Below are 25,755 nucleotides of genomic sequence, written 5' to 3'. Positions count from 1 at the left end.
GGCCGGTCCTTTCCGCATCACGGAGTTTCCCGATGGCTGTCGTTTCAAAGAAGATTCCCGCCCCAGATAAAGTCAAGATCCGCACTGCTCTGCTATCTGTTTCAGACAAGACCGATATCATCGAGCTGGCCGGTACCTTGGTCAAGCTCGGCGTCAAGCTGCTGTCCACCGGCGGGACATCCAAGGCCATCGCCGATGCGGGCCTGCCAGTAACGGATGTTTCCGACATTACCAATTTTCCGGAGATCATGGATGGGCGGGTAAAGACGTTGCACCCGGCTGTTCATGGCGGCCTTCTCGCCATTCGTGATGACGCAGAACATGTGGAAGCCATGCGTGCGCATGGAATAGAAGGCATCGATCTTGCGGTCATCAACCTCTATCCCTTTGAAGACGTCCGGGCCAAGGGCGGCGATTATCCCACCACAGTCGAAAATATCGATATTGGCGGCCCTGCCATGATCCGCGCCTCGGCAAAGAACCACGCCTATGTCACCGTGATCACCGATCCGTCTGATTATCCTGCACTGCTTGAGGCTCTCCAGTCAGACGATGGCCAGACAAGCTATGCTTTGCGTCAGACATTTGCTGCGAAAGCCTATGCGCGCACCGCAGCTTACGATGCGGCAATTTCAAACTGGTTTGCCGATGCTCTCAAGATCGAAACTCCACATTATCGCGCCATCGGCGGCGTCTTGAAAGAGAAGATGCGCTACGGTGAAAATCCGCACCAAAGCGCTGGTTTTTATCTGACAGGTGAAAAGCGGCCGGGCGTGGCAACAGCCACGCTGTTGCAAGGTAAGCAACTCTCCTACAACAATATCAACGACACCGACGCAGCCTATGAACTCGTTGCCGAGTTTTTGCCGGAGTCTGCGCCCGCAGTGGCAATCATCAAACACGCCAACCCTTGCGGCGTGGCGACGGGCAGCACTCTTCTGGAAGCCTATAAGCGGGCGCTCGCTTGCGACCCCGTCTCGGCCTTCGGTGGGGTGATCGCGCTCAACCGCACGCTTGACGCTGAGACGGCCGAGGAAATCATCCAGCTCTTTACCGAAGTCATCATTGCCCCTGACGTGACCGAAGAAGCAAAGCTGATTGTTGCTCGCAAGCCCAACCTCAGGCTTCTGTCGGCAGGTGGACTGCCTGACGCGCGCTCTCCCGGCATCACCGCCAAGACCGTTTCTGGCGGGCTTCTGGTCCAAAGCCGTGACAATGGCATGGTGGAAGACCTCGATTTGAAGGTCGTCACCAAGCGTGCACCGACACCGCAAGAGCTTGAAGACATGAAGTTCGCCTTCAAGATTGCCAAGCACGTGAAGTCCAACGCGGTGATTTACGCCAAGAACGGCCAGACCGCAGGTATCGGTGCCGGCCAGATGAGCCGTATCGACTCCGCGCGAATTGCAGCGCAAAAGGCCGAAGATGCGGCGAAAGCCATGGGCCTTGCAGAGCCGCTGACCAAGGGTTCCGCTGTGGCGTCCGAAGCATTCTATCCATTCGCGGATGGCCTTCTGGCCGCAATTGCAGCGGGCGCAACGGCTGTTATCCAGCCGGGCGGCTCAATGCGTGACCAGGACGTGATTGATGCGGCCAACGAGCATAATGTCGCGATGGTCTTTACCGGTATGCGTCATTTCCGCCATTGATTGATACCTAGCCCAATGAAAAAATGCCGCCGTTGATTTGGAGATCACGGCGGCATTTTTCATGGTTTCACGTGAGACACAATTCAGGTGACGGCCCCGACCTGCCACGGCACGAATTCATTGTCGCCGTAGTCATAGATTTCACTGACGGTCTTCTCTCCTGAGGCCACGGCAATGATGTGCTCGAAAATTCTTTCGCCGGATTCTTCTATCGTTTCGTTGCCGGTTACGATCTCTCCGCAGTTGATGTCCATGTCTTCCCGCATGTGCTCGAACATTTCGGAGTTGGTGGCAATCTTGATGCAGGGGGCTGGTTTGAAGCCTGAAACAGAACCGCGTCCCGTGGTAAAACAGATGACGTTGCATCCTCCGGCAACCTGCCCCGTTACGGCCACAGGGTCGTAGCCCGGGGTGTCCATGAAGACAAAACCTGGTTCCGTGACTGTCTCTGCGAATTCATAGACGGCCTTCAGCGGCATGGAGCCGCCCTTGGCCACGGCGCCAAGTGATTTTTCGAGGATTGTTGTCAATCCGCCTAGCTTGTTTCCATGAGAGGGGTTGTTGTTTAACTCGTCGCCGTTGCGAGCCGTATAGTCTCGCCACCAGTCGATCCGTTGCAGAAGTTTTTCCGCGACTGCAGGTGTTGCTGCCCGGCGCGTCAGCAGATGCTCGGCGCCGTAGATTTCGGGTGTTTCCGCCAGAACGGTGGTGCCACCATTACGCACGATCAGATCGGAGGCATATCCAAGTGCCGGATTAGCCGATATCCCGGAATAGCCATCGGAGCCTCCGCATTCCAGCGCCACCTTCAGGGCAGACAAGGGTTGTTCGCTCCTTTGCGCGGCATTCACACCGGGCAGCATTTCCTTGATGTGGGCGATGGCGGCATCGATGGTTTTGCGGGTGCCACCATGTTGCTGGATTGTCATGGTGCGAAGGCGGTCACCCTCTTCCATTTTGTAGTGTTCGAGGATCGGCGCGATCTGGTTGGTTTCACATCCCAATCCGATCAACAGAATGCCGCCAAAATTCGGGTGGCGGGCGTATCCCTGGATTGTGCGGATCAGAAGTCGGTAACCCTCGGATTTTGTATTGATCGCACAACCGCTGCCATGCGTCAGCGCCACAACGCCATCGATGTTGTCATAGCCATCCAGACCGCCATCGCGGTTGAAATAATCTGCTATGTAGCGCGAGACGGTGGCGGAACAGTTCACGGAGGCAATCACGCCGATGTAGTTGCGCGTGCCGACGCCACCTGCCCCGCGGGCAAAGCCCATGAAAGTGCGCCTTTGAGCAAGCGGCAACATTCCCTTTTCTTCAATATCGACGCTGAAATGGTGGGCATGTTCCGAGGGCACCATGGCGAGGTTGTGCAGGTGAACAAGCCGCCCGGCCTCGATGTCCTGCGTGGCCACGCCGATCACCTGGCCATATTTTAGCACCTCTTCGCCGATACCTATCGTCTTCAGGGCAACCTTATGGCCGCGTCCGATTAGATCCAAAGCCTTCAGGCCATTCCTGCCCGTTTCCCCTCCGGCTGGAATGGAGCGGCGGGCCACCGCGACATTGTCGCGCGTGTTGAGCAAGATGGTTGCCTCTGAGTTCGCAGTCACGCGGTTTCCTCCCTCGTCATTCATCGATCAGTTCTCGACCCATCTGCGTCTGGAACTGTCCAGATGCAGATGCATGGCGGCCTGCGCCAGCAGCGGGTCTCGTGCTTCGAGCGCGGCCAATATCGCCTCGTGCTCCTGCAAGGCAAAAATCCAGGTGTTCTTGTCTTCGAACTTCACCCGAAGTTGCGCGGAAATTGGGCTGTGGCGTTCATCAAACAGATTCTCCACCAGTCTCGCCAGAACGCCGTTGCCAGACTGTTCGGCAATGATCACATGGAACTGGCGGTCCTGATCGAGAGGTTTGCGCCCAGCATCAATCTCGTGGCGCATGGCGTCCAGCGTCGCTCGCAGATTTTCCATGGCTGCGGGCGTGATGCGGCTTGACGCCAATTGGACGGAAGCGCCCTCCAGCGCAGCCCTCGCCTGCATCAATTCAGATGGGCTTTCCCCCAGCGACTTCGTGCCAGAGCGGACCTCCGGTGGCTGCACGGAAACATAGACGCCTGACCCCATCCGGATTTCGACGCTGCCGTCAATTTCGAGCGCAATCAATGCCTCTCGCAGCGAGGGTCTCGAAACCCCAAGCCTCTGCGCAAGCTCGCGCTCGGGTGGCAAGCGGGCACCTGGGGCAAACTCGCCGCCATCGACCAGTTCACGTATCTGATCTGCAATTTGCTGATAGAGCCTCCTGGGCTCCGGTGTTTTGGCCTGACCAGTCATAAATTTCTTTCGATGGCTCTTTGAGACTGCCGAGTGGCCTTACCGTACTTATTGAATTGAAAACACGCAAGGAAATGTTTATCTCCTTGAAATTCAATAGGTAATTTTCAATCTCCAAAACCTTCCGACTCTGTCCGTGAGTTCAAATCACAATCATCTGCCAAATTGGCTTGACCAAATTTCAAAAGCGGCCTAACCATTTCGCACATTAGAAATGCCTTGGGTGGAGTTGAGGCATTTCCGGGAGGGTATCATTTGTCGCAGGACATCTCTGTCAATCTGGATTCCTCCGGGAGCGCGCAGTCGCACCTCGAGCACGGCCGCGTCCTGCTCCAGCTTGAGAATATCAGCAAGGAGTTTCCGGGCGTCAAAGCCTTGAGCGATGTGCATTTCGACCTTCGATCTGGCGAGGTTCACGCCATCTGCGGTGAAAATGGTGCTGGCAAGTCCACCCTTATGAAGATTGTCAGCGGCGTCTACCAGCCGACCAGCGGTACAATCCTGCACAAGGGGCGTGCGGTTCAGTATGCGTCTCCGCTCGAGTCGGAAGCCGCGGGCATCGCCATCATCCACCAGGAACTCAATCTCGTCCCACATCTGAGCATCGCCGAGAACATCTATCTCGCGCGTGAGCCAAGACGAGGGTTTCTGGTTGATCGAAAAACGCTGCGTGCGGATGCAAGCCGGTGTCTCGGCCGTCTCGGCATCGATCTTGATCCCGACCAGTTGGTCCGAGGCCTTTCCGTGGCCCAGTGCCAGATGGTGGAAATCGCCAAGGCACTTTCGCTCAATGCCGAGGTTCTCATCATGGATGAGCCAACCTCCTCCCTGACAGAGCAGGAAACCCGGCTCCTTTTCAAGGTCATCAGGGACCTCAAGGCCTCAGGCGTCGGCATCGTCTATATCTCGCACCGCCTTGATGAAATGGCAGAGATCGTTGACCGGGTTACCATCTTGCGGGATGGCCGTTATATTTCGACGGACGATTTTTCGGCAGTGACGGTGGACAATATCGTGACGCGCATGGTGGGGCGTTCGCTTGAAGAGAAATTCCCGGAGCGGATGTCGAAACCGACGGATGAGGTAATATTTTCGGTAAAGGGTCTGAGCCGGAAGGGCGTGTTCCACGATATCAGCTTCGATCTGAGGCGCGGAGAAATTCTTGGCTTCGCCGGATTGATGGGCGCGGGCCGTACGGAGGTGGCAAGGGCTATCTTCGGTGCAGATGGATTTGATGCCGGCACAATTACATTCGAAGGTCGTGAGCTTGCCATCTCATCACCGCAGGACGCCATCGCCGAAGGAATCGCCTATCTTTCGGAGGATCGCAAAAGCGATGGTCTTGCCATCAAAATGTCGGTGGCCGCCAACACGTCGCTCGCCAACATGGATGCAGTCTCCAACCGCTTCGGCCTTATCGATTTCAAGAAACACGATGATGCGGCCAGGCGTTATGTCGATCTTCTCAACATCCGGACCCCGTCGATAAAGCAGACTGTCCGGCTGTTGTCGGGTGGCAACCAGCAGAAGATCATCATCGGCAAATGGCTGTTTCGGCAATCACGCATCCTGTTTTTCGATGAACCGACCCGCGGCATCGATGTCGGCGCCAAGTTCGCAATCTACAAGATCATGGACGAACTTGCCGCCAAAGGCATCGGCGTCATTCTCATCAGTTCGGAGTTGCCGGAAGTGCTTGGCCTCACGGACCGCATTGCCGTTTTTCACGAGGGCCGAATTACCGGCATCGTTGAAACGGCCAGGACCAATCAGGAAGAAATCATGCGCTATGCCTCCGGCTATAGCAGCGGAGACAGACATGTCAGATAATACGCCCGCGCCAAAGAGCTTTTCCTTCAGCGACCGGCAGAAGGATATCATCCAGAAATTTGCGGCCCTTGGCAGTCTTGTCGTGCTGACAATGGTGTTTTCCGCCACAAGCGATGCGTTTTTTACCGTCAACAACGCTATGACGATAGCGCTGCAGGTAACGTCGATTGCCCTTCTTGGTATCGGTGCGACATGCGTCATCATTACCGGAGGGATCGATCTCTCGGTTGGTTCGGTTCTGGCATTGGCGGGTGTCGTTGCGGCGCTGGCGGTCAAGGAACTGGGGATGCCGGTTCCCGTCGGCATGTTCTTTGGTATCCTGACCGGTTCCCTGTGTGGCCTGATCAACGGAGTGCTGGTCACGCGCTTCAAGCTGCCACCCTTTATCGCCACTCTTGGCATGATGCTGATTGCACGTGGCGTTGCCCTGCAGATCACCGGCGCCCGCGCTGTGTCCGGCCTTGGAGAATCCTTTGGCGAACTCGGCAACGGTTCACTTTTCAAAGTGGTGACCATTGGTGATGATGGTTTCCCGAATGTCGTCTTTCCCGGCATTCCCTACCCGGTCATATTGATGATCGTCATCGCCATTGCGGTGGCCTTCATGCTCAACCGATCCGTGCTGGGGCGTCACATCTATGCGGTTGGCTCGAATGCCGAAGCGGCGCGTCTGTCGGGTGTCAATGTTGCCCGTGTGACCAACTTCACCTACGTGCTTTCCGGCACGCTTGCCGGGCTGACGGGCTGCGTTCTGATGTCGCGCCTTGTCACCGCCCAGCCCAATGAGGGTGTCATGTACGAGCTCGACGCGATTGCCAGTGCCGTAATCGGCGGCACCTCGCTGATTGGCGGTGTGGGTACCATTTCCGGTACGGCAATCGGCGCTTTCGTTATCGGCATCCTGCGCAATGGCCTTAATATGAACGGCGTTTCCGCCTTCACACAGCAGATCATCATCGGTCTCGTCATTCTCGGTACGGTCTGGATCGACCAGCTCCGTAACCGCCGCTGACGCAGTTTTGATGGCGTATGGTCTCTTTCGCGAGAAGAGAAACATATGAGAGGGTGCGGACCCATTCCGCGGGATGACCGGCGCGCGACGAGGAGATATCGCCTGCCGGTACTATGGAGGACATCATGAAAAGACTGACAACTGCCCTTTTGACGTCGGTTATCGCTCTGTGGAGCGTCTCGACGGTACAGGCTGGCGAAATCGCCGTCATCGTCAAGACCGTCAATTCCACCTTCTGGCAGAACGTCCAGAAGGGCGCAGATGCGGCGATGAAAAACTCATCCGGCAATACCATGACCTTCCAGGGCCCGGCGTCGGAATCCGCCATCGCAGATCAGGTCAATATGGTCGAAAATGCCGTCAACCGAAAGGTGTCCGGCATCGTGCTTGCCCCTTCTGATCCAGACGCACTTGTCCCAGCCGTCAAGAAGGCGTGGGAAGCCCGCATCCCTGTTGTGATTGTCGACTCGCAGCTCGCCAAGGGTGCCGAGCAGTATTACCAGTCATTTCTGGCCACCGACAACAAGAAGGCGGGTGAACTGGCGGCCCAGGCACTGATCGAGAAGGTTGGCAAGGAAGGCAAGATTGCCGTCATGTCCTATGTCGCCGGTGCTGGCTCTGAAATCGGCCGCGTTGGCGGTTTCACTGACTATATCAAGGCCAATTCCAAGCTTGAGATTGTTGGCCCCTACTACTCGCAGTCGCAGATGGCCACCGCCCTGAACCAGACGACAGACGTTCTCGCCGCCAATGCTGATCTCAAGGGCATCTTTGGCGCAAACGAGCCGACGGCCATCGGTGTCGGTCGCGCTCTGGCGCAATCCGGAAAGGCAGGAAAAGTCGTTGCCATGGGCTTCGACGGCAATCAGGATCTGCAGGGCTTCGTCAAGGACGGAACGTTGGCTGGCATCGTCGTTCAGGGCTCGTACCAGATGGGCGAAAAGGGCGTGGAAACCGTCACCAAGCTCATCAAAAAGGAAAAGGTCGAGAAGTTCGTCGATACCGGCGTCGTCGTTGTCACGAAGGACAATATCGACAAGCCGGAAGCCAAGAACGTCCTTTACTAAACAACAAACCTTGGGAGGGCGACTGCGGTCGCTCTCCCTGCCCTGATCCAGATGTGAGAGTAGCGCGATGAAAGTCTCCGAAAAACGTAAAATTCCGCGCCGGGATGTGGATGTCACAGTCATGGGCCTTGGTTGCGCGCAAATGGGAAACCTGTACCGCGTCACGCCCTATGAAGAATCGAAAGGTGCTTTCGATACGGCCTGGGAACACGGGATACGATATTTCGATACCGCTCCCTTTTACGGCTACACGCGCTCGGAGCGCCGCCTCGGCACCATGGTGACGGAGCATGAGCGTTCAGACTATACGCTGAGCACCAAGGTTGGACGTGTCATGGTGCCGGATGATACCGTAGGTCCGGAGGAAGATGCCTATGTCGCCCCCCTGCCCTTCCGTCCGGTCTATGATTATTCCTACGACGGAATTCTTCGGTCCTTTGAGGCCAGTCAGCAGCGTCTTGGTATTCTGAAGCCGGATATTCTCTACATTCACGACATCGGTACCGTCACACATGGGGACAGGCACGCGCATTACTGGGACCAGTTGACGAGTGGCGGAGGTTTCAAGGCGCTTGCGAAACTTCGGGATGAAGGCTCCACCGGAGCCGTCGGGTTGGGCGTCAACGAATGGGAAGTCGTCCGCGATGCTTTGGAGATTTTCGATATCGACGTGGCGATGCTTGCCGGTCGCTATACGCTGCTGGAGCAGGATAGCCTGGCTTTCATGGATACCTGTGCAGCGCGGGGCGTCGCCATCGTCGCAGCCGGTGCCTTCAATTCCGGGATTCTCGCGGGAAATCGCAAGTTCAACTATGCCGATGCGCCCTCCGATATCCTTGCAAAGGTCGATGCCCTGCATGACGCCTGCGATGAAATGGGGGTTTCGCTGCAAGCTGCCGCATTGCAATTCCCGTTGGCGCACCCTGCCTGCGTTACGGTTGTCTCCGGCGCGCGCAACGCGGCCCAGCTCTCCTCAAACATTGAATGGTTTGAGCAGGACATTCCCGCCGAGTTCTGGAGCGAACTGGAGAAGCGGGGATTGATTGCCGAAGGGGCACCCGTACCACGGGCCAGGGCGTCATCATGATCATCGATGCCCACCAGCATTTCTGGCGTCTTAAGGACCGTGATGGCCAATGGCCGCCCGCGTCTCTGGACGCGATCTATCGTGACTTTCTGCCCGACGACCTCCTGCCGCTGATCGGAAAGGCCGGGGTGGATGGAACGGTGCTGGTGCAGACAATGGAGACGGATGCCGACACCGACTTTATGCTGGACCTGGCGGACGGCCATAGCTTCATCAAGGCTGTTGTCGGCTGGGTAGACCTGAAGGCCGAGGATGCGCCGGAGCAGATAGCGCACCGTTCGTCCCATCCGGCCTTCAAGGGTGTTCGACCCATGCTGCAGGACATTGCAGACATAGGCTGGATCTGTGACGCTGCGTTGGAACCTGCCATCACGGCCCTGATCAAGAGCAATCTTGTCTTCGATGCACTGGTTCGCCCGGCGCAGCTGGAAGACCTCCTCCGCTTTGCCCGCCGTTACCCAGCGCTGCCGGTCGTTATCGACCACGGCGCCAAGCCCCTGATTGCAAGCGGGCATTATAGCGCCTGGCGTTGCGATATGGCGGCGCTTGCAAGTCTTCCCAACGTTTACTGCAAGCTTTCAGGGTTATTGACGGAACGGGGAGAACAAAAGCTTGAGGCCGTACGTCCTTACGCTGAAACCATTCTGGATCTTTTCGGCCCGCAGCGTGTGATCTTCGGGAGTGACTGGCCGGTGTTGCGTCTGGCTGGCGACTATCAGGACTGGCTGAATTTCTGCCGGGACATCATTCCCCCTATCCATCACGAAGCAATTTTTGGCGCAAATGCCGTTCGATTTTATTCTCTTTCTGACAGGTGACCTATGCTGGCGATTTTTTGCGATAAACCCGGACTGCTTTGCGCGAAGGAACTGCCAAAGCCCCATCGTGGCGAAGGTGAGGTTCTCGTGCGCATCCGCCGCATCGGCGTTTGCGGAACAGATCTGCACATTTTCACCGGCAACCAGCCTTACCTCTCCTACCCGCGCATCATGGGGCACGAACTCTCCGGCACGGTAGAGGAAGCTCCACAGGGTAGCGCGCTATCTTCAGGTGATGTCGTCACCATCATGCCCTACATTTCTTGCGGAACGTGCAGCGCCTGCATCAAGGGCAAGAGCAATTGCTGCCGCAATATCGGTGTCCTGGGTGTCCACCGTGACGGCGGCATGGTGGAATATCTGAGTGTACCCCAGCAATTCGTCCTCAAGGCTGAAGGCCTCAGTCTCGATCAGGCAGCGATGACCGAGTTCCTTGCCATTGGCGCGCATGCGGTGCGGCGTGCGTCGGTGGAAAGGGATCAGTCCGTTCTTATCGTCGGTGCTGGCCCCATTGGCATGGCGGTTGCGGTCTTTGCCGTGCTGAACGGCGGTGTTGTGACCATGATCGACAGTCGCAGCGACCGGCTGGACTTCTGCAAGGAACAGTTGGGTGTCGCCCATATCGTCCAGCTGGGCGATGGCGACAGGGACGCGCTTTCCGATATCACCGGTGGAGATTTCTTCGACGTGGTTTTCGATGCCACGGGCAATCCGAAGGCCATGGAACGCGGCTTCTCCTTTGTTGGCCATGGTGGCTCCTATGTGCTTGTGTCCATCGTCGCCAGCGACATCACCTTCAACGACCCGGAATTCCACAAGCGCGAAACGACGCTGCTTGGAAGTCGCAATGCGACGATCGAGGACTTTCAGACAGTGCTCGCGGCGCAGCGTGCGGGCAACGTGCCCGAGAGCTTGATTACCCACCGCATGGCGCTTGCCGATGTTCCCTCCCGTTTTGCTGACCTGACGAACCCGAAAGCTGGCGTCATCAAGGGCATGGTTGAAGTGGCCTGATCCATTCACCCTGCCTGCCAGGCATCAGAATTATGACCTCCAGACCGCGAGTAAACGGCCATGACCAAAATCACAGACCTGCGCGTTTTTGACTTGCGCTTTCCCACCTCACAAAGCCTCGATGGTTCCGATGCGATGAACCCGGACCCCGATTATTCGGCGGCCTATGTCATTCTGGATACGGACGACGAGACCCTGAAGGGTCATGGCCTGACATTTACCATCGGACGCGGGAACGACATCTGCTGCATGGCTATCGAGGCGATGCGTCATCTCGTGGTCGGCACCGAGCTCTCAACGGTGCTCGACAATCCCGGCCAATATTGGCGGCACCTGACCAGCGACAGCCAGCTTCGCTGGATTGGACCGGACAAGGGCGCAATGCATCTGGCGACAGGCGCGGTTGTGAATGCGGTGTGGGATCTCTTGGCAAAAAGCGCCGGCAAGCCGGTGTGGCAACTGGTAGCCGACATGGGCCCGGAAGAGATCGCCGATATCGTTGATTACCGTTACCTCACGGATGTGCTGACGCGGGATGAGGCTGTTGCCATCCTCCGCAAGGCTGAGGGCGGCAAGGCGCAACGTGTTGAAACCCTCAAAAACGAAGGTTATGCCTGCTATACGACCTCTGCCGGTTGGCTGGGCTATGATGACGAGAAGCTGCGTCGTCTCTGCCAGGAGGCGATTGATGCCGGATTCAACCACGTCAAGATGAAGGTCGGCCGGGATCTGGCCGACGACATCCGCCGGCTGACCATCGCGCGCGAGGTCATCGGGCCGGACCGGTATCTGATGATCGACGCCAATCAGGTTTGGGAAGTCGATCAGGCCATTGAGTGGGTCAACCAGCTTGCCTTTGCAAAGCCCTTTTTCATAGAGGAGCCGACCAGCCCCGACGACATTGCCGGTCACCGCAAGATCCGCCAGTCCATTGGAGATGTGAAGGTCGCAACCGGTGAAATGTGCCAGAACCGCATCATGTTCAAGCAATTCATAGCCGAGGGCGCTATCGATGTTGTCCAGATCGATTCCTGCCGCATGGGTGGACTGAATGAAGTGTTGGCAGTGCTGCTGATCGCCGCCAAGTATGATCTCCCCGTCTGGCCACATGCAGGCGGCGTTGGGCTTTGTGAATATGTCCAGCACCTGTCGATGATAGATTACCTCGTCATCTCGGGAACCAAGCAGGGACGCGTCATCGAATATGTCGATCACCTGCATGAGCATTTTCTGGAGCCCTGCGACATTAGGGATGCCGCCTATATGCCACCGAAACGTCCCGGATTTTCCATCGAAATGAAGCCGGAGTCGATCACGGCCTATACCTTTGCGGGATAGCGCTGGCCGCTCGAATTCCGGCATGGACAGGATCGTCGCCGCGCACTGGTAATTTACCGCCATTTCCGCCATATAGAGGCAATTGCGCCAGCCAGACTGCGCACTTGCCCCTTACAGGTTCAGGATGATGGTAAACACGGTAGAATTTGCGAAGATGAACGGTCTTGGAAACAAGATCCTGGTCATTGACATGCGCGGACGCAAGGATCTGGTCACGCCAGAGGCTGCGATTGCGCTGGCCGCCGATGCCGAAACCGCCTTCGATCAGATCATGGCAATCCACGACCCGAAACTTGAGGGAACGGATGCCTATATCGATATCTTGAATTGCGATGGCACGAAGGCGCAGGCCTGTGGCAACGGGACGCGCTGTGTTGTCCAGGCGCTGGCGTCCGAAACAGGCAGGAAGGCTTTCACATTCCAGACGGTCGCTGGCATTCTCAACGCGTCCGAGCATGAAGACGGAATGATATCCGTCGATATGGGATTGCCGCGCTTTCGCTGGAACGACATTCCCCTGGCGGAAGAGTTTCACGATACCAGCCGCATCGAACTGCAGATTGGACCGATCGACGATCCGATCCTGCACTCGCCCGCCGCCATGTCCATGGGCAACCCGCATGCGGTATTCTGGGTTGATCGCGATCCGATGACCTTTGATCTGGAACGCTTTGGCCCTCTCCTTGAGAGCCATCCAATGTTTCCTGAAAAGGCCAATATCACCTTGGCGCAGGTCATATCCGAAGGCGCGTTGCGCACCCGTACCTTCGAGCGCGGCGCAGGCTTAACGCTCGCATGTGGCTCTGCTGCCTGTGCTGCCGCCGTTTCAGCAGCCCGCACGGGGCGAACCGGTCGCACCGTCGAAATCGATGTCGCCTCCAGTCCGGTGCGCATCCCGCTTAAAATCGAGTGGCGCGAGGACAACCATGTCGTGATGACCGGACCTGCGGAATGGGAGTGGTCCGGAACGGTGGATCCGAAAACGGGGACGTGGCAGCGCGACGTGGGCGGCGAAAAGGCGGCCCTATGAGCGGCGTCGAGGTCATAACCTTGGGCTGCCGCCTCAACACCTATGAATCGGAAGTGATGCGGGCAGAGGCCGAGAAGGCGGGGCTGAACAATGCCGTGCTGGTCAACACCTGCGCCGTGACAGGCGAAGCAGTGCGTCAGGCGCGCTCCGCCATTCGCCGTGCACGGCGCGAAAATCCCCACGCTCGTATCATCGTCACCGGCTGTGCCGCGCAGACGGAGAAGGAAACCTTCGCCGAGATGCCGGAAGTCGATGCTGTGCTCGGAAATGAGGAAAAGCTGAAGAGCGCTTCCTACCGCGCCCTTCCCGATTTCGGCGTATCGGCGGAAGAAAAGCTGCGCGTCAACGATATCATGAGCGTGCGCGCCACCGCGCCGCAGATGATCAAGCATATTGACGGGCACGTGCGCGCCTTCATTCAGGTGCAGAATGGCTGCGATCACCGCTGCACCTTCTGCGTCATTCCTTACGGGCGTGGCAATTCCCGCTCGGTGCCGATGGGTGCCGTGGTGGATCAGGCCCGCAAGCTGACGGAAAACGGCTATCGAGAGGTCGTGCTGACCGGCGTCGATGCGACTAGCTATGGTGCCGACCTGCCGGGAGAACCGACGCTCGGCTATCTCGCAAAGACGCTGTTGAAGCAGGTGCCGGAAATCCTGCGTCTCAGATTGTCGTCTATCGACAGCATCGAGGCCGACCGGCATTTGCTGGATCTGATCGCCGACGAGCCCCGCTTCATGCCGCATCTTCATCTGTCTCTCCAGCATGGTGATGACATGATCCTCAAGCGAATGAAGCGTCGGCACATGCGCAGCGACGCCATCCGCTTCTGTCGCGACGTGAGGGCACTCAGGCCCGATATTGCCTTTGGCGCGGATATGATCGCCGGTTTCCCGACCGAAACCGAGGAAATGTTTGAGAATGCGGCAAGTCTGGCCGAGGAATGCGGCCTGTCCAGCCTGCATGTGTTTCCCTATAGTCCGCGTCCCGGCACGCCTGCAGCCCGTATGCCACAACTCGATCGCTCCGTGATCAAGGAAAGAGCTGCGCGGCTTCGCCAGCGCGCCGAGGTGTTGCGGTCTGCTCATATGGATGGAATGGTCGATAGTCACCAGACCATCCTTGTCGAGAATAACGGCTTTGCCCATACCGACAATTTCACCCTTGTCGCGGCGCCCCAACTTGCGCCACGCACCCTTGCGCAGGTGGTGATTACGGGGCACAACGGAAACCATCTAGAGATGAAATGTCTGGCGGCGCAAGCTGCGTGAATGAGAGATGCGGAAACGTCATGGCCCTTGGCTTCATCAAAAAAGTTTTTTCGTTCGGCAAGGAAAAGGCTGAGACGGACAGACCGGACAGCGACGTCACGCCTGAGGGTGTCAGCGAAGCCTCATCATTCGAGCAGGTGCTTGTAGAAGCCGAAGCGCACGCGCCTTTGGCAGAAGATCCCGTTTTACCCGTCGAAATGGAGACTGCAGGAGGCCCTTCTCCTGATGAGCAAGACGCCAGCGACGGCCCAGATAGCAACGGCGAAGAGGAAGACGCGCCGCTTCTGCCCGGGCCGGAACAAGTCGGCGATATGGGCATGGTACCATTGTCTCTGCTGCAAGCTGAAGCGCAAGCGCTGGATGAAGGCGCTGACCTCAACGAGCCAGTGCCAGCAGCCGACGCGCCGCTGGATGATGCAGCGATGGACAGGCTGCTCGATGAGGCAGAAGACGCGACGGCCACTGACGACATTCCAACCCCTGCCGTTCTTCCGAAGGGCTTCAGCACCGCAAGTGAGCGGATCGAGCCGGTAGAGCCGGAACCCGAGCAGAAGTTGACCTGGTTCCAGCGCCTGCGCGCCGGGCTTTCCCGGACATCGCTGCAACTCACCAGCCAGATCTCGGCTCTTTTTACCAAGCGCAAGCTGGATGAAGATACGCTGGATGAGCTGGAAGACCTGCTGATTCAATCCGATCTCGGTGTCGAGACAGCCATGCGCATCACCGGCGCATTGTCGTTAGAACGTTATGGCAAGGATGTCAGCGGTGAAGATGTCGCCCGGATCATGGCGGGCGAAATTACCAAGGTTCTTGCACCGGTGGCCAAACCACTTGAGCTTGATCTTTCGCACAAGCCGCATGTCATCCTCGTCGTCGGCGTCAATGGTACGGGCAAGACGACGACCATCGGCAAGCTGGCCGCCAAGCTTTCCGGCTCTGGCCTGAAGGTCATGCTTGCGGCAGGCGATACATTCCGCGCTGCGGCCATCGAACAGCTGAAAATCTGGGCGGATCGCACCGGCTCGGAATTCGTCGGAACCAAGCTCGGTGCCGATGCTGCGGGCCTCGCCTACGATGCCTATGAGCAGGCGCGCGCCAGGAAAAGCGACGTCCTCATCATCGATACGGCCGGTCGCTTACAAAACAAGACGGAATTGATGGCTGAGCTCGAGAAGATCGTTCGAGTGCTTGGCAAGCTCGATCCCGACGCACCGCATACGGTGCTGCAGACGTTGGACGCGACCACGGGGCAAAACGCAATGAACCAGGTGGAGATATTCCGGAATGTCGCGGGTGTCTCCGGCCTGATTATGACAAAATTGGATGGCACGGCCCGAGGTGGCATTCTGGTTGCTATTGCTGCAAAGCATAAGCTGCCGGTGTATTTCATCGGCGTTGGCGAAGGCGTGGACGATCTGGAGCCCTTCGAGGCGGAAGATTTCGCCAAAGCGATTGCAGGAGTTTGACAATGGATGTGGAAAGCAATCAGCGCGAAAGCGAAAAAATGGTCCGCGAGATCAGCCCGCTGCTCAAGTTCGTGCTGGAGCTCGGCCCGCTGCTGGTATTTTTCTTCGCAAACTCACGTGGGGAGTGGCTGGCGAAGACCTTCCCTGTCTTGACGGAGTTCGGCGGTCCGATATTCATCGCGACCGGCCTTTTCATGTGCGCGACAGCCTTGGCGCTGACGGTGTCCTGGCTTCTTACGCGTACGCTGCCCATGATGCCGTTGATTTCGGGTCTGGTCGTTCTGGTCTTCGGCGCGCTGACGCTCTACCTCCAGAACGACACCTTCATCAAGATGAAGCCGACCATCGTCAATGCGCTCTTTGGCGTCATTCTCCTGGGTGGGTTACTGTTTGGCCAGTCTTTGCTCGGTTATGTCTTCAACTCCGCGTTCAAGCTGAATGACGAAGGTTGGCGCAAGTTGACCATTCGCTGGGGATTTTTCTTTTTGTTTCTAGCCGTTCTCAATGAGGTTGTCTGGCGCGGCTTCTCTACGGATACATGGGTTGCCTTCAAGGTTTGGGGAACCATGCCGATCACCATCATTTTCACGATGGCGCAGATGCCCCTCATCATGCGGCACTCCGTTGAGCCGCTGAACAAGGACAAGCCATGACGCTCGCCGGGACGTCTCCCTCTCGCTCCTCGTCGCACAAGTGGTATGTCGTGGCAGCAGCGTTGCTTCTGGTACAAGTCCTTGTCCTGTACCTCATGGGGCGTCTTCCCATCTGCGAGTGCGGTTACGTCAAGTTGTTTGAGCCGGGCGTAAACACGCCAGGCAATTCCCAGCACCTCGCCGACTGGTACACGCCATCCCACATCATACACGGCTTCCTGTTCTACTGGTTCGCCTGGCTGTTGCTGCGTCAGAAGCCCTTGTCCATGAGGCTCTCGCTTGCTGTTCTCATTGAGGCAGCGTGGGAAATTCTGGAAAACTCACCTGTTATCATCGATCGATATCGCACAGCGACCATGGCGCTCGGCTACGCCGGTGACAGTATCCTCAATTCCGCGATGGACACCGTTTTCATGGTGCTTGGCTTTTTCTTCGCCGCTCGCGTGCCGGTCTGGCTGACAATTCTCGTCGCCATCTTCTTCGAGATACTGACCGCCTGGCTGATCCGGGACAATCTGACGCTGAATGTCCTGATGCTCGTCGCTCCCATCGAATCCATCAAGACGTGGCAAAACGCGTTGTGATGGGCTGAAGCGTTTCCATCTACCAAGGGAAATCTCTAAAATCCGGCCTCAATCGCCCGCGACAGCCTTTTCTATCGCTGGGATGATGTCGCGTTCATAGGTTGCGGCGTCTATCGGGCCAACCTTCTTGTAGACGATGATGCCGTTCCTATCGACCAGATAGGTTTCCGGAATGCCATAGACACCCCAATCGATGGCAGCTTTGCCGTTTGGATCGGTGCCGATTGCAGCATAGGGGTTCCCAAGCTCACCTAAGAACCGCAGTGCGTTTTCGGTTTTGTCCTTGTAATTTATGCCGACCACATTCAGTCGCTCGTCTTTGGACATCTCCTTCAACATCGGGTGCTCCTGCCGGCATGGCACGCACCAGGATGCAAAGACGTTCACGAGGGTGACCTTGCCCTTTATGGCCGCATCATCCAGGGCTGGCAGGCCGGAACCATCGAGCGGCGGCAGGGCCAGTTTGGGTGCCTGTGTATTGATCAGGGCAGAGGGAATTGCGCTGACATCGAGGCCGTTGACGTCTTGCTCATACAGCATCTTAGCGGCGATGGCGGCGAAACCTGCAAAGGCAACCAGCGGCAGGAAGGCCAAAAATATCCGCGCCTTTTTACCCGTTGCAGCGGTCGCAGGCTCACTTTTATCTGTCATGCTTTGGCTTCCGGAGAATTGCGACGAGACCGACGCCGGATGCCCGATGCCTCAAGCTGTGCAAGCTCCTTGCGGCGGGCGCGGCCATCCAGCCATACCCAGGCAATCAGGGCGAACGTGATCAGCCCTGTCAGGGCGTAGGACATGCCAATGTAGAATGCATGGCTCATGGCTGGCTTGCCTCCCTGCTTGCCATGCGTGCTGCGAGGCGTCGTTGAGCAGCGATGCGCCTGCGCAGGATTTCGTTGCGCATGGCGGCGATATGGAGCGTAAAGAAAAGAAGCGTGAAGCCCAGCGCCATGACAAGCAGTGGCCAGAGGAACTCAGGCGCAATCGCCGGCCCGCTCATTCTGATGACGCTTGCCGGCTGGTGCAGCGTATTCCACCACTCGACCGAGAACTTGATGATGGGGATATTCACGAAACCGACGAGAATGAGGACAGCGCTCACGCGGGCGGCCTTTGACGGATCATCCATCGCCTTGTTGAAGGCGATAAGGCCCAGATACATCAAAAAGAGAATGAAGACCGAGGTCAGGCGCGCGTCCCAAACCCACCAGGTTCCCCACATCGGCTTTCCCCAAAGCGAACCCGTCACCAGTGCAATCAGCGTAAAGGCCGCGCCGATGGGTGCTGCGGCCCGATGGCTGACATCCGCCAGGGGGTGACGCCAGACCAGCGTGCCGATGGCCGACGCCGCCATGACGGTGTAGCACATCATCGATAGCCAGGCTGCAGGCACATGGACATACATGATGCGGACAGTATTGCCCTGTTGATAATCGCTATCCGTCGTGAATGACAGATAGAGCCCAATGGCCAGACAGAGCGCCGACAGCGCTGAAAGCCAGGGCAGAACACGTGCCACCAGTGCCAGAAACCGAGTGGGATTGGCAAGATCGCTGAATTTGGTGATTGCAAGGCTCGTATCGTTCATGGCGTCTTTCTACAGCGAGACCGGGATTGCCGCAATTGATCCTTATCAATCCATGGAACTGCGCAACGCCAAAGCTGCGAAGAACGGACCGACGACTGATGAAAATAGCGTGATTGCCGCAAGGATAAGCAGGGGTGGCATGAAGGGCGCTGGATCCTCAACTGCCGCATAGGACGCGCTCACGCCGAAGATCAATACGGGAATGGCGAGCGGCAGCACGAGGATCGATACCAGCAAACCGCCGCGCGGCAAGGCTACGGCCACCGCAGCGCCCACTGCACCAATGAAAGTGAGTGCAGGGGAGCCAAGCAGCAAGGTCAACATCACCGCACCGATGGCAATTTCGCTCATATTCATGAAAAGGCCGAGCAGTGGCGAGGCAATCACCAGCGGCAGGCTGGTTGCCGTCCAATGCGCAAGGCATTTCACCGCAACCGTGAGCACCAGCGGCGTCTCCTGCATCAGGATGATGTCGAGTGATCCGTCATCGCGTTCTGCCTGAAACAGGCGGTCAAGACCGAGCAGAGCCGCCAGAAGCGCGCCAATCCAGATAATGGCGGGGCCGATGCGTGACAGGAGATTGAGGTCAGGCCCAACCCCGAAGGGAATAACGGCGACGACAGTCATGAAGAACAGCACGCCGATCAGCGCCCCGCCGCCAGCGCGGATTGAAAGCTTGAGATCGCGCAGGAAAATCGCGGTCATGACAGAGTGACCTCTTGTCTTGAGACGTCACCACATCGCATCGCGGGCACCTGGCGTTTCTGCGGTTGCAGGACTGAGTTTCTCACCACGCTTCTTCCACTCCTGCAAAGCCGCTCATCTGCAGTTGATGGGCATCGTGCAAGCCAAGCGGCTGATGCGTGGCGGCGAGAACGATCCCTCCCCGCTCAAGATGAGCTGTAATCAACCCGGCAAAGATGGCATCGGCGTGCGAATCAAGCGCTGCGGTCGGTTCATCCAATATCCAGACGGGTCGCCATGCCACGAGCAACTTCGCCATTGCAAAGCGTCTTTGCTGGCCCGCCGAGAGATAGCCGAAGGGAAGATGGGTGATCCCCGAGAGGCCAACCATGTCTGCGGCCTCATCGATCCCGAAGGCTTCACCCTGGTTGAAATTTCCCAGGAAGCTCTTCCAGAACTGGAGGTTTTCCAGAACGGTCAGTTCCTGTTTCATCGCGTTTTTGTGGCCCAGATAATGAGCCGCTTCGCAAGCAGGGATATCATCAGCAATTCCTTTGCCGGCTATCTTTACCGCACCCGTTTCAGGGCGGAGCAGACCTGCCACGACCCGCAGCAAGGTCGATTTTCCCGAACCATTCGGCCCGGTCAACACCAGCGCCTCTCCATTCGTTAACTTGAAGGAAATATTCATGAATATCAGGTCTTCCCCCCGTCTTGCGGAGAGATTTTCTGCTGTCAGCAGCATCTGGCGACCTCGGTTAAGATTTTAATCATCTCGATGCAAAAAAATCGATTTAGGTGTTTTTCCGGTCTGGCACGTTTCGACGAAATTATCTATATGACTTTCAACCACGCCAGCGGTCGGCGTGATCATCATATAGCGCCGGACCTGAAGGTTGTGAAAACAGTCTTCTCGTGCGGACAGCGGAAATGACCGTACCCGCATCCTGATGTGCATGAGTGCATAGGTGTCCGCACGCGCGTGTTGGCTATCAGAGGAAGCGGGGTTTTTATCCGTGGCTAAATCTCTCGACAGTTTCAATTGTCGCTCTATTCTTACCGTTGACGGTAAGGATTATGTTTATTTCAGCCTGCCGAAGGCGGAAGCGAACGGTCTTGCCGGTGTTTCCAAACTTCCATATTCGATGAAGGTTCTGCTTGAGAACCTGCTGCGTTTTGAAGACGGCCAGACCGTTACCAAAGATCATATTCTTGCTGTTGCAGAGTGGCTCAACAACAAGGGCCGTGTTGAAAACGAGATTGCCTACCGCCCTGCCCGCGTTCTGATGCAGGACTTTACCGGCGTTCCCGCAGTCGTCGATCTGGCTGCCATGCGTGATGCGATGGTTGCTCTCGGTGGCGATCCCGAGAAGATCAATCCGCTGGTTCCGGTCGATCTGGTCATCGACCACTCGGTCATCGTTGACGAATTCGGCACGCCAAATGCCTTCGCCCGCAACGTCGAGCTGGAATATCAGCGCAATGGCGAGCGTTACCGCTTCCTCAAGTGGGGCCAGCAGGCGTTCCAGAACTTCCGCGTTGTTCCTCCTGGCACAGGCATCTGTCACCAGGTCAACCTCGAATATCTCGGCCAGACGGTCTGGACCAAGGAAGAAGACGGCGAGACCATCGCTTACCCCGACACATGCGTCGGCACCGACAGCCACACGACCATGATCAACGGTCTGGGCGTTCTGGGCTGGGGCGTTGGCGGTATCGAAGCTGAAGCGGCCATGCTTGGCCAGCCGGTTTCCATGCTTCTGCCTGAAGTCATCGGCTTCAAGCTGACGGGCAAGGTCAAGGAAGGCGTTACCGCGACCGACCTCGTGCTGACAGTCGTTCAGATGCTGCGCAAGAAGGGCGTGGTTTCCAAGTTCGTTGAATTCTTCGGCCCCGGCCTTGATTCGATGACGCTGGCCGACCGTGCGACCATCGGCAACATGGGCCCTGAATACGGCGCGACATGCGGCTTCTTCCCGGTTGACGGCGAAACCATCAACTACCTCACCATGTCTGGCCGCACCAAGGACCGCATCGCGTTGGTCGAGGCCTATTCCAGGGCGCAGGACATGTGGCGTACCGGCGATGGTGCCGATCTCGTCTTCACCGACACGCTGGAACTCGACCTCGGCGACGTTGTGCCATCCATGGCTGGCCCGAAGCGTCCGGAAGGCCGTCTGCCGCTCGAAACCATTGCACCTAATTTCGCAACGGCGCTCGAAAACGACTATAAGAAGCCCGGCCAGCTCGACACGCGCTATGCGGTTGAAGGCGAGGACTTCGATCTGGGCCATGGCGACGTCGCCATCGCTGCGATCACGTCCTGCACCAACACGTCAAACCCATCGGTTCTGATCGCCGCTGGTCTTCTGGCCCGCAACGCCGTTGCAAAGGGTCTGACATCCAAGCCTTGGGTCAAGACATCGCTTGCACCTGGATCTCAGGTCGTTGGTGAATATCTTGCAAAATCCGGTCTGCAGAAGGACCTGGACGCCATCGGCTTCAACCTTGTTGGCTTTGGCTGCACGACCTGCATCGGTAACTCCGGTCCGCTGCCATCACCGATCTCAAAGACCATCAACGACAAGGGTCTGATTACCGCGGGCGTCCTCTCCGGCAACCGTAACTTTGAAGGCCGTATCTCGCCCGACGTTCAGGCGAACTACCTCGCTTCGCCTCCGCTCGTCGTTGCCTACGCGCTGGCCGGTACGGTCCAGAAGGATCTGACCAAGGAGCCGATCGGCACGGGTTCTGACGGACAGCCTGTTTTCCTGAAGGATATCTGGCCGACATCGGCAGAAATCCAGGAATTCATCCTGAAATATGTCACGCGTGAACTCTACGAGTCCAAGTACGCGGACGTCTTCAAGGGTGATGAAAACTGGCAGGCCGTTCAGGTTCCTCCGGGCCAGACCTATGCGTGGGACGACAAGTCGACCTATGTCCAGAACCCTCCTTACTTCGTGGGCATGGGCAAGACCGGCACAGGCCTGAAGAACATCAAGGGTGCGCGCGTTCTCGGTCTCTTCGGCGACAAGATCACCACCGACCATATTTCTCCGGCCGGTTCGATCAAGGCAGCATCCCCTGCAGGTGCCTACCTCACCGGAAACGGCGTGGCGGTTGCAGACTTCAACCAGTACGGTACGCGCCGTGGTAACCACGAAGTGATGATGCGCGGCACCTTCGCCAACATCCGTATCCGCAACCATATGCTTGGGCCAAACGGCAAGGAAGGTGGCTACACCATCCATTATCCGTCCAAGGAAGAAATGTCGATTTACGATGCGGCCATGCAGTATAAGGCTGAGGGCGTTCCGCTCGTCATCTTTGCCGGTGTGGAATATGGTAACGGCTCCTCGCGTGACTGGGCTGCCAAGGGTACCAACCTTTTGGGCGTGAAGGCCGTGATTGCGCAGTCGTTCGAGCGTATTCACCGCTCCAACCTCGTCGGAATGGGCGTTGTGCCGTTCGTCTTCGAAGAAGGCACGACATGGGCGAGCCTCAACCTCAAGGGCGATGAAACCGTGGAGATCGACGGTCTCGAAGGCGATATCAAGCCACGCGAGAAAAAGATTGCCAAGATCACCTACGGTGACGGCAGCGTGAAGGAAGTTCCGCTTCTTTGCCGCATCGATACGCTGGATGAAGTGATCTACATGAACAATGGTGGCATTCTGCAGACCGTTCTTCGCGATCTGGCCGCCTAAGGCGCACGCCTGATGAAGTTTGAACGCCGGGAGCAATCCCGGCGTTTTTGCGTGAAAGGTAGTGCGATGGTCGTGCTGACTATTGCCTCACCCCATCGTGACTTTCCATTGAAGAGGCTTAGGCGTTATTTTCGCCATCGGCTTCCCGACATGAATTGATTGCATCAATAGTCTGGAAAAATGTCCAGGCAAGGGTTCTCGCAATGTCTCTCAAATACGGGTCTCTGAATTTCGGTCTTTCGGTCTTCGCCTTGAGTATGCTTGCTTCCGTCTCGGTCCAGGCGCAGGAGCAGGTGAAAGGCGTTGTCGAATTGTTCACGTCGCAGGGATGCGCGTCCTGCCCGCCTGCTGATGAGGCCTTGCGCAAGCTCATCCAGAAGGGTGATGTGGTTGGACTGTCTTACCATGTCGATTACTGGAATTATCTTGGCTGGGCAGATTCGCTGGCTTCCAAGGAAAATACAGAGCGTCAGTATGGTTATGCCAGAGCGCTCGGCCGCAACAATGTTTATACCCCTCAAGCGGTCGTCAATGGCCGCGACCACGTCAAAGGGGCGGATGTGCAGGCCATTTATGGCCGCCTGGACGCTTTCACTCGCGCTGGCGAAGGCTTGAGTGTGCCAGTCAAAGCCTCGCGTGTGGCAGATGAGATCGCCATCGATATCGGAGAGGGGAAGGGCAAGGCCGACGTGGTGGTCGCTTACTTCAACCGAGAGCAAGTGGTCGACGTACAGAAGGGTGAGAACCAGGGAAAGAAGATATCATACTGGCATAGCGTTTATGACGTGCAAACGGTTGGAATGTGGGACGGAAAGTCCATGTCCGTTAAACTTCCCGCCAGCATCCTCAGCAAGGCCAAAAACGGCGGCTGTGCGGTGTTGCTGCAGACGTCCGATGCGCAGGGAAATCCGGCAGCCATCGTCGGGGCGAGTGTCTTGCTGCAGTAAGGGGAAGCAGCTCAGGGGGCTGAGGGAGATCCGATCCGGGCATTGGGGGCTGGGGGTAAAGGGTCAATGCACCGGACCGGGTCATCTTGGTGCCTAGGCATCAATTGACAATAGCTATATTCCACTCAATTCAGGCCATGGTTTGACCGAAATAGGGCATTTGCTAATGCACTTCCTGCCCAAATCCTTACCGGGTAAAGCCGGCCAGCCTGACCAGAACGAAGCTTGCAATTTCGCCGACAGAGCGGCAGACTGTCTTGAAATTGTCATTTGCCGTCGAGCGGGGTTACCTGATGACCGATCAGCCGGATGCGCAGCGCGCAGCTTCTTTTCACAGAGACAGTTCACCCGTTATCGATCTTCGCGAGTACAAGCAGAGCAAGGACCCCTTGCCGATTACCTTCCACCGGCGTGAACTGGACGCCATCCTGCGCATCTACGGACGCATGGTGGGAGAAGGTGAGTGGCGGGACTATGCCATCGACCATCTGAAAGACAAGGCGGTGTTCTCGGTCTTCAAGCGGTCAGGGGAAATGCCTCTGTTTCGTATCGAGAAGAACCCGAAGCTCGCCGCAAAACAGGGCGCTTTCAGCGTCGTCAATGTCGATGGCCGCATCCTCAAACGCGGACATGAGCTGTCGCAGGTCCTCAAAGTGTTTGACAAGGTACTGCGACTGATCGAGTGACTGCTCATCTTCGTTGAGCCGAAAGCATAAAAAAAGGCGGCCAGAGAGCCGCCTTTCTTGATTCAAGTCTGATCGGTTACTCGTCGCGGTTACCAAGAAACTGCAGAAGGAACGTGAACAGGTTGATGAAGTCGAGGTAGAGCGTCAGTGCACCCATGATAGCCTTGCGACCAGCAACGGCCACATCGTCACCGTCGAAATACATTTCCTTGATCTTCTGCGTGTCATATGCGGTCAGGCCAGCAAAGATCAGCACGCCGATGGCGGAGATCGCAAAGCCCATTGCTGATGAATGCAGGAAGATGTTGACGATGGACGCGATGATCAGGCCGAACAGGCCCATGATCAGGAACGAGCCGAGGCCGGACAGGTCTTTCTTGGTCGTGTAGCCGTAAAGCGACAGGGCGCCAAAGGAAGCAGCTGTCACGAAGAACGTCTGTACGATGCTCTCGCCAGTAAAGACGATGAAGATCGACGAAAGGGAGACGCCCATCAGCGCAGCGTAGGCCCAGAAGGTGGCCTGTGCAGCAGGTACGCTCATCTTCTCAATACGGAAGCTCAGGAAGAACACCAGCGCGAGCGGTGCGAACATGATAACCCAGCGCAGCGGCGATGTGTAAAGCAGCTGTGCGAAGGCCGGATTTGAAACCGCCAGAGTGTAGGTGCCAAACGAAGCCACGCCGGTAATGACCAGCGCAAGAGCCATCAGGTTGTAAACCTTCAGCATGTATGTGCGAAGACCTTCATCGATCATCGCACCAGACTGGGCACGGCCTTGGGCCATGCGGTTCTGGTAGTTGTTGAAATCAGCCATTGTTTCCTCTTTTGAGCTCCGAAGTTCCTACGGTGTCGGGATATGACCGTACTCGGGATCATAACCCAGGCGCCGCTGCGGAGCTACAGCAAGCCTACCGAAGAATATGAGGATATCCCATTTCAGTTACAAGAGCTTTCAATGTCGAAAAAACACCGTATGCGCGAAAAC

The 25,755-nt window shown here is 57.1% G+C and carries 24 protein-coding genes; 16 read left to right on the top strand and 8 right to left on the bottom strand.

What is annotated here, in order from left to right:
• Positions 1 to 32 precede the first annotated feature (32 nt).
• Positions 33 to 1,649: a bifunctional phosphoribosylaminoimidazolecarboxamide formyltransferase/IMP cyclohydrolase gene (gene purH, locus ASF69_RS16250; protein ID WP_062589242.1), complete on the top strand. Its 1,617-nt coding sequence runs from the start codon at positions 33 to 35 to the stop codon at positions 1,647 to 1,649.
• An 83-nt stretch (positions 1,650 to 1,732) separates the two neighbouring features.
• Here purH and ASF69_RS16245 read toward each other — a convergent pair whose 3' ends face one another.
• Together ASF69_RS16245 and ASF69_RS16240 are read right to left on the bottom strand one after the other, a co-directional pair.
• Positions 1,733 to 3,289 (bottom strand): altronate dehydratase family protein, encoded by a 1,557-nt coding sequence (locus ASF69_RS16245; protein WP_062589241.1) that lies wholly within the window; start codon positions 3,287 to 3,289, stop codon positions 1,733 to 1,735.
• A gap of 3 nt (positions 3,290 to 3,292) precedes the next feature.
• Complete coding sequence (locus tag ASF69_RS16240) at positions 3,293 to 3,985, bottom strand: FadR/GntR family transcriptional regulator (RefSeq protein ID WP_062589240.1); 693 nt, start codon at positions 3,983 to 3,985, stop codon at positions 3,293 to 3,295.
• 279 nt (positions 3,986 to 4,264) lie between these two features.
• Between ASF69_RS16240 and ASF69_RS16235 the strand changes: the two genes are divergently transcribed.
• The 12 genes from ASF69_RS16235 to ASF69_RS16180 all read left to right on the top strand — a co-directional run bounded on the left by ASF69_RS16235 (position 4,265) and on the right by ASF69_RS16180 (position 17,155).
• Positions 4,265 to 5,815, top strand: coding sequence for a sugar ABC transporter ATP-binding protein (locus tag ASF69_RS16235; protein ID WP_156462091.1), 1,551 nt, complete (start codon positions 4,265 to 4,267; stop codon positions 5,813 to 5,815).
• Positions 5,805 to 6,827, top strand: coding sequence for an ABC transporter permease (locus ASF69_RS16230; protein ID WP_062589239.1), 1,023 nt, complete (start codon positions 5,805 to 5,807; stop codon positions 6,825 to 6,827). Before ASF69_RS16235 ends, ASF69_RS16230 begins: the two co-directional genes overlap by 11 nt.
• A 125-nt stretch (positions 6,828 to 6,952) precedes the next feature.
• The gene (locus tag ASF69_RS16225) at positions 6,953 to 7,894 is read left to right on the top strand and encodes an ABC transporter substrate-binding protein (RefSeq protein ID WP_062589320.1); all 942 of its coding nucleotides are present in this window, start codon (positions 6,953 to 6,955) and stop codon (positions 7,892 to 7,894) included.
• A 67-nt stretch (positions 7,895 to 7,961) separates the two neighbouring features.
• A complete protein-coding gene (locus ASF69_RS16220) occupies positions 7,962 to 8,981 on the top strand; it encodes an aldo/keto reductase (RefSeq protein ID WP_062589238.1) in 1,020 nt (339 codons plus the stop codon).
• Positions 8,978 to 9,799, top strand: coding sequence for an amidohydrolase (locus tag ASF69_RS16215; RefSeq protein ID WP_062589237.1), 822 nt, complete (start codon positions 8,978 to 8,980; stop codon positions 9,797 to 9,799). Before ASF69_RS16220 ends, ASF69_RS16215 begins: the two co-directional genes overlap by 4 nt.
• Positions 9,800 to 9,802: 3 nt before the next feature.
• Positions 9,803 to 10,813: a zinc-binding alcohol dehydrogenase family protein gene (locus ASF69_RS16210; protein ID WP_062589236.1), complete on the top strand. Its 1,011-nt coding sequence runs from the start codon at positions 9,803 to 9,805 to the stop codon at positions 10,811 to 10,813.
• A gap of 60 nt (positions 10,814 to 10,873) precedes the next feature.
• On the top strand, positions 10,874 to 12,151 hold the full coding sequence (locus tag ASF69_RS16205; protein WP_062589235.1) for an L-fuconate dehydratase: 1,278 nt from the start codon (positions 10,874 to 10,876) through the stop codon (positions 12,149 to 12,151).
• A 127-nt stretch (positions 12,152 to 12,278) separates the two neighbouring features.
• Positions 12,279 to 13,181, top strand: a complete 903-nt coding sequence (dapF, locus tag ASF69_RS16200; protein ID WP_062589234.1) for a diaminopimelate epimerase — start codon at positions 12,279 to 12,281, stop codon at positions 13,179 to 13,181.
• A complete protein-coding gene (gene mtaB / locus ASF69_RS16195) occupies positions 13,178 to 14,452 on the top strand; it encodes a tRNA (N(6)-L-threonylcarbamoyladenosine(37)-C(2))-methylthiotransferase MtaB (RefSeq protein WP_062589233.1) in 1,275 nt (424 codons plus the stop codon). The genes dapF and mtaB overlap by 4 nt, the downstream gene beginning before the upstream one ends.
• 20 nt (positions 14,453 to 14,472) lie before the next feature.
• Positions 14,473 to 15,918 (top strand): signal recognition particle-docking protein FtsY, encoded by a 1,446-nt coding sequence (ftsY, locus tag ASF69_RS16190; RefSeq protein ID WP_062589319.1) that lies wholly within the window; start codon positions 14,473 to 14,475, stop codon positions 15,916 to 15,918.
• Positions 15,919 to 15,920: 2 nt separating this feature from the next.
• Positions 15,921 to 16,571, top strand: coding sequence for a septation protein A (locus ASF69_RS16185; protein WP_062589232.1), 651 nt, complete (start codon positions 15,921 to 15,923; stop codon positions 16,569 to 16,571).
• A complete protein-coding gene (locus tag ASF69_RS16180) occupies positions 16,568 to 17,155 on the top strand; it encodes a DUF2585 domain-containing protein (RefSeq protein WP_062589231.1) in 588 nt (195 codons plus the stop codon). Before ASF69_RS16185 ends, ASF69_RS16180 begins: the two co-directional genes overlap by 4 nt.
• Before the next feature lie 48 nt (positions 17,156 to 17,203).
• Here ASF69_RS16180 and ASF69_RS16175 read toward each other — a convergent pair whose 3' ends face one another.
• The 5 genes from ASF69_RS16175 to ccmA form a co-directional block, all read right to left on the bottom strand.
• Positions 17,204 to 17,806, bottom strand: coding sequence for a DsbE family thiol:disulfide interchange protein (locus ASF69_RS16175; RefSeq protein WP_062589230.1), 603 nt, complete (start codon positions 17,804 to 17,806; stop codon positions 17,204 to 17,206).
• Positions 17,803 to 17,976, bottom strand: a complete 174-nt coding sequence (gene ccmD, locus ASF69_RS16170; protein ID WP_062589229.1) for a heme exporter protein CcmD — start codon at positions 17,974 to 17,976, stop codon at positions 17,803 to 17,805. The genes ASF69_RS16175 and ccmD overlap by 4 nt, the downstream gene beginning before the upstream one ends.
• Positions 17,973 to 18,743: a heme ABC transporter permease gene (locus ASF69_RS16165; protein ID WP_062589228.1), complete on the bottom strand. Its 771-nt coding sequence runs from the start codon at positions 18,741 to 18,743 to the stop codon at positions 17,973 to 17,975. The genes ccmD and ASF69_RS16165 overlap by 4 nt, the downstream gene beginning before the upstream one ends.
• A gap of 45 nt (positions 18,744 to 18,788) precedes the next feature.
• Positions 18,789 to 19,448 (bottom strand): heme exporter protein CcmB, encoded by a 660-nt coding sequence (ccmB, locus tag ASF69_RS16160; protein ID WP_062589227.1) that lies wholly within the window; start codon positions 19,446 to 19,448, stop codon positions 18,789 to 18,791.
• Positions 19,449 to 19,530: 82 nt separating this feature from the next.
• Positions 19,531 to 20,172 carry a heme ABC exporter ATP-binding protein CcmA gene (gene ccmA / locus ASF69_RS16155; RefSeq protein WP_062589226.1) on the bottom strand — a complete coding sequence of 214 codons (642 nt, stop codon included), beginning with the start codon at positions 20,170 to 20,172 and terminating at the stop codon, positions 19,531 to 19,533.
• A 271-nt stretch (positions 20,173 to 20,443) separates the two neighbouring features.
• Here ccmA and acnA point away from each other — a divergent pair, with 271 nt between their 5' ends.
• The 3 genes from acnA (at position 20,444) to ASF69_RS16140 (ending at position 24,770) form a co-directional block, all read left to right on the top strand.
• Positions 20,444 to 23,137 carry an aconitate hydratase AcnA gene (gene acnA / locus ASF69_RS16150; RefSeq protein WP_062589224.1) on the top strand — a complete coding sequence of 898 codons (2,694 nt, stop codon included), beginning with the start codon at positions 20,444 to 20,446 and terminating at the stop codon, positions 23,135 to 23,137.
• Between the two features lie 257 nt (positions 23,138 to 23,394).
• On the top strand, positions 23,395 to 24,084 hold the full coding sequence (locus ASF69_RS16145; protein WP_062589318.1) for a thioredoxin family protein: 690 nt from the start codon (positions 23,395 to 23,397) through the stop codon (positions 24,082 to 24,084).
• A 293-nt stretch (positions 24,085 to 24,377) separates the two neighbouring features.
• The gene (locus ASF69_RS16140; protein ID WP_062589223.1) at positions 24,378 to 24,770 is read left to right on the top strand and encodes a DUF2794 domain-containing protein; all 393 of its coding nucleotides are present in this window, start codon (positions 24,378 to 24,380) and stop codon (positions 24,768 to 24,770) included.
• A gap of 76 nt (positions 24,771 to 24,846) precedes the next feature.
• Here the strand turns inward: ASF69_RS16140 and ASF69_RS16135 are convergent, their stop codons facing one another.
• The gene (locus ASF69_RS16135; protein ID WP_062589221.1) at positions 24,847 to 25,584 is read right to left on the bottom strand and encodes a Bax inhibitor-1/YccA family protein; all 738 of its coding nucleotides are present in this window, start codon (positions 25,582 to 25,584) and stop codon (positions 24,847 to 24,849) included.
• Positions 25,585 to 25,755 lie beyond the last annotated feature (171 nt).

The sequence above is a fragment of the Rhizobium sp. Leaf311 genome, from assembly GCF_001423445.1.
Classification (GTDB): domain Bacteria; phylum Pseudomonadota; class Alphaproteobacteria; order Rhizobiales; family Rhizobiaceae; genus Agrobacterium.
This window is presented reverse-complemented; position numbering and strand designations above follow the sequence as displayed.

Coding starts and splice junctions, on each gene's coding strand:
- ASF69_RS16245 (WP_062589241.1), bottom strand. CDS start 3,289: ATGAATGACGAGGGAGGAAACCGCGTGACTGCGAACTCAGAGGCAACC.
- ASF69_RS16240 (WP_062589240.1), bottom strand. CDS start 3,985: ATGACTGGTCAGGCCAAAACACCGGAGCCCAGGAGGCTCTATCAGCAA.
- ccmA (WP_062589226.1), bottom strand. CDS start 20,172: ATGCTGCTGACAGCAGAAAATCTCTCCGCAAGACGGGGGGAAGACCTG.
- ASF69_RS16140 (WP_062589223.1), top strand. CDS start 24,378: ATGACCGATCAGCCGGATGCGCAGCGCGCAGCTTCTTTTCACAGAGAC.
- ASF69_RS16175 (WP_062589230.1), bottom strand. CDS start 17,806: ATGACAGATAAAAGTGAGCCTGCGACCGCTGCAACGGGTAAAAAGGCG.
- ASF69_RS16205 (WP_062589235.1), top strand. CDS start 10,874: ATGACCAAAATCACAGACCTGCGCGTTTTTGACTTGCGCTTTCCCACC.
- ASF69_RS16165 (WP_062589228.1), bottom strand. CDS start 18,743: ATGAACGATACGAGCCTTGCAATCACCAAATTCAGCGATCTTGCCAAT.
- ftsY (WP_062589319.1), top strand. CDS start 14,473: ATGGCCCTTGGCTTCATCAAAAAAGTTTTTTCGTTCGGCAAGGAAAAG.
- ASF69_RS16210 (WP_062589236.1), top strand. CDS start 9,803: ATGCTGGCGATTTTTTGCGATAAACCCGGACTGCTTTGCGCGAAGGAA.
- ASF69_RS16220 (WP_062589238.1), top strand. CDS start 7,962: ATGAAAGTCTCCGAAAAACGTAAAATTCCGCGCCGGGATGTGGATGTC.
- ASF69_RS16225 (WP_062589320.1), top strand. CDS start 6,953: ATGAAAAGACTGACAACTGCCCTTTTGACGTCGGTTATCGCTCTGTGG.
- ASF69_RS16145 (WP_062589318.1), top strand. CDS start 23,395: ATGCTTGCTTCCGTCTCGGTCCAGGCGCAGGAGCAGGTGAAAGGCGTT.
- ccmB (WP_062589227.1), bottom strand. CDS start 19,448: ATGACCGCGATTTTCCTGCGCGATCTCAAGCTTTCAATCCGCGCTGGC.
- ASF69_RS16180 (WP_062589231.1), top strand. CDS start 16,568: ATGACGCTCGCCGGGACGTCTCCCTCTCGCTCCTCGTCGCACAAGTGG.
- mtaB (WP_062589233.1), top strand. CDS start 13,178: ATGAGCGGCGTCGAGGTCATAACCTTGGGCTGCCGCCTCAACACCTAT.
- ASF69_RS16215 (WP_062589237.1), top strand. CDS start 8,978: ATGATCATCGATGCCCACCAGCATTTCTGGCGTCTTAAGGACCGTGAT.
- ASF69_RS16185 (WP_062589232.1), top strand. CDS start 15,921: ATGGATGTGGAAAGCAATCAGCGCGAAAGCGAAAAAATGGTCCGCGAG.
- purH (WP_062589242.1), top strand. CDS start 33: ATGGCTGTCGTTTCAAAGAAGATTCCCGCCCCAGATAAAGTCAAGATC.
- ccmD (WP_062589229.1), bottom strand. CDS start 17,976: ATGAGCCATGCATTCTACATTGGCATGTCCTACGCCCTGACAGGGCTG.
- ASF69_RS16135 (WP_062589221.1), bottom strand. CDS start 25,584: ATGGCTGATTTCAACAACTACCAGAACCGCATGGCCCAAGGCCGTGCC.
- ASF69_RS16230 (WP_062589239.1), top strand. CDS start 5,805: ATGTCAGATAATACGCCCGCGCCAAAGAGCTTTTCCTTCAGCGACCGG.
- dapF (WP_062589234.1), top strand. CDS start 12,279: ATGGTAAACACGGTAGAATTTGCGAAGATGAACGGTCTTGGAAACAAG.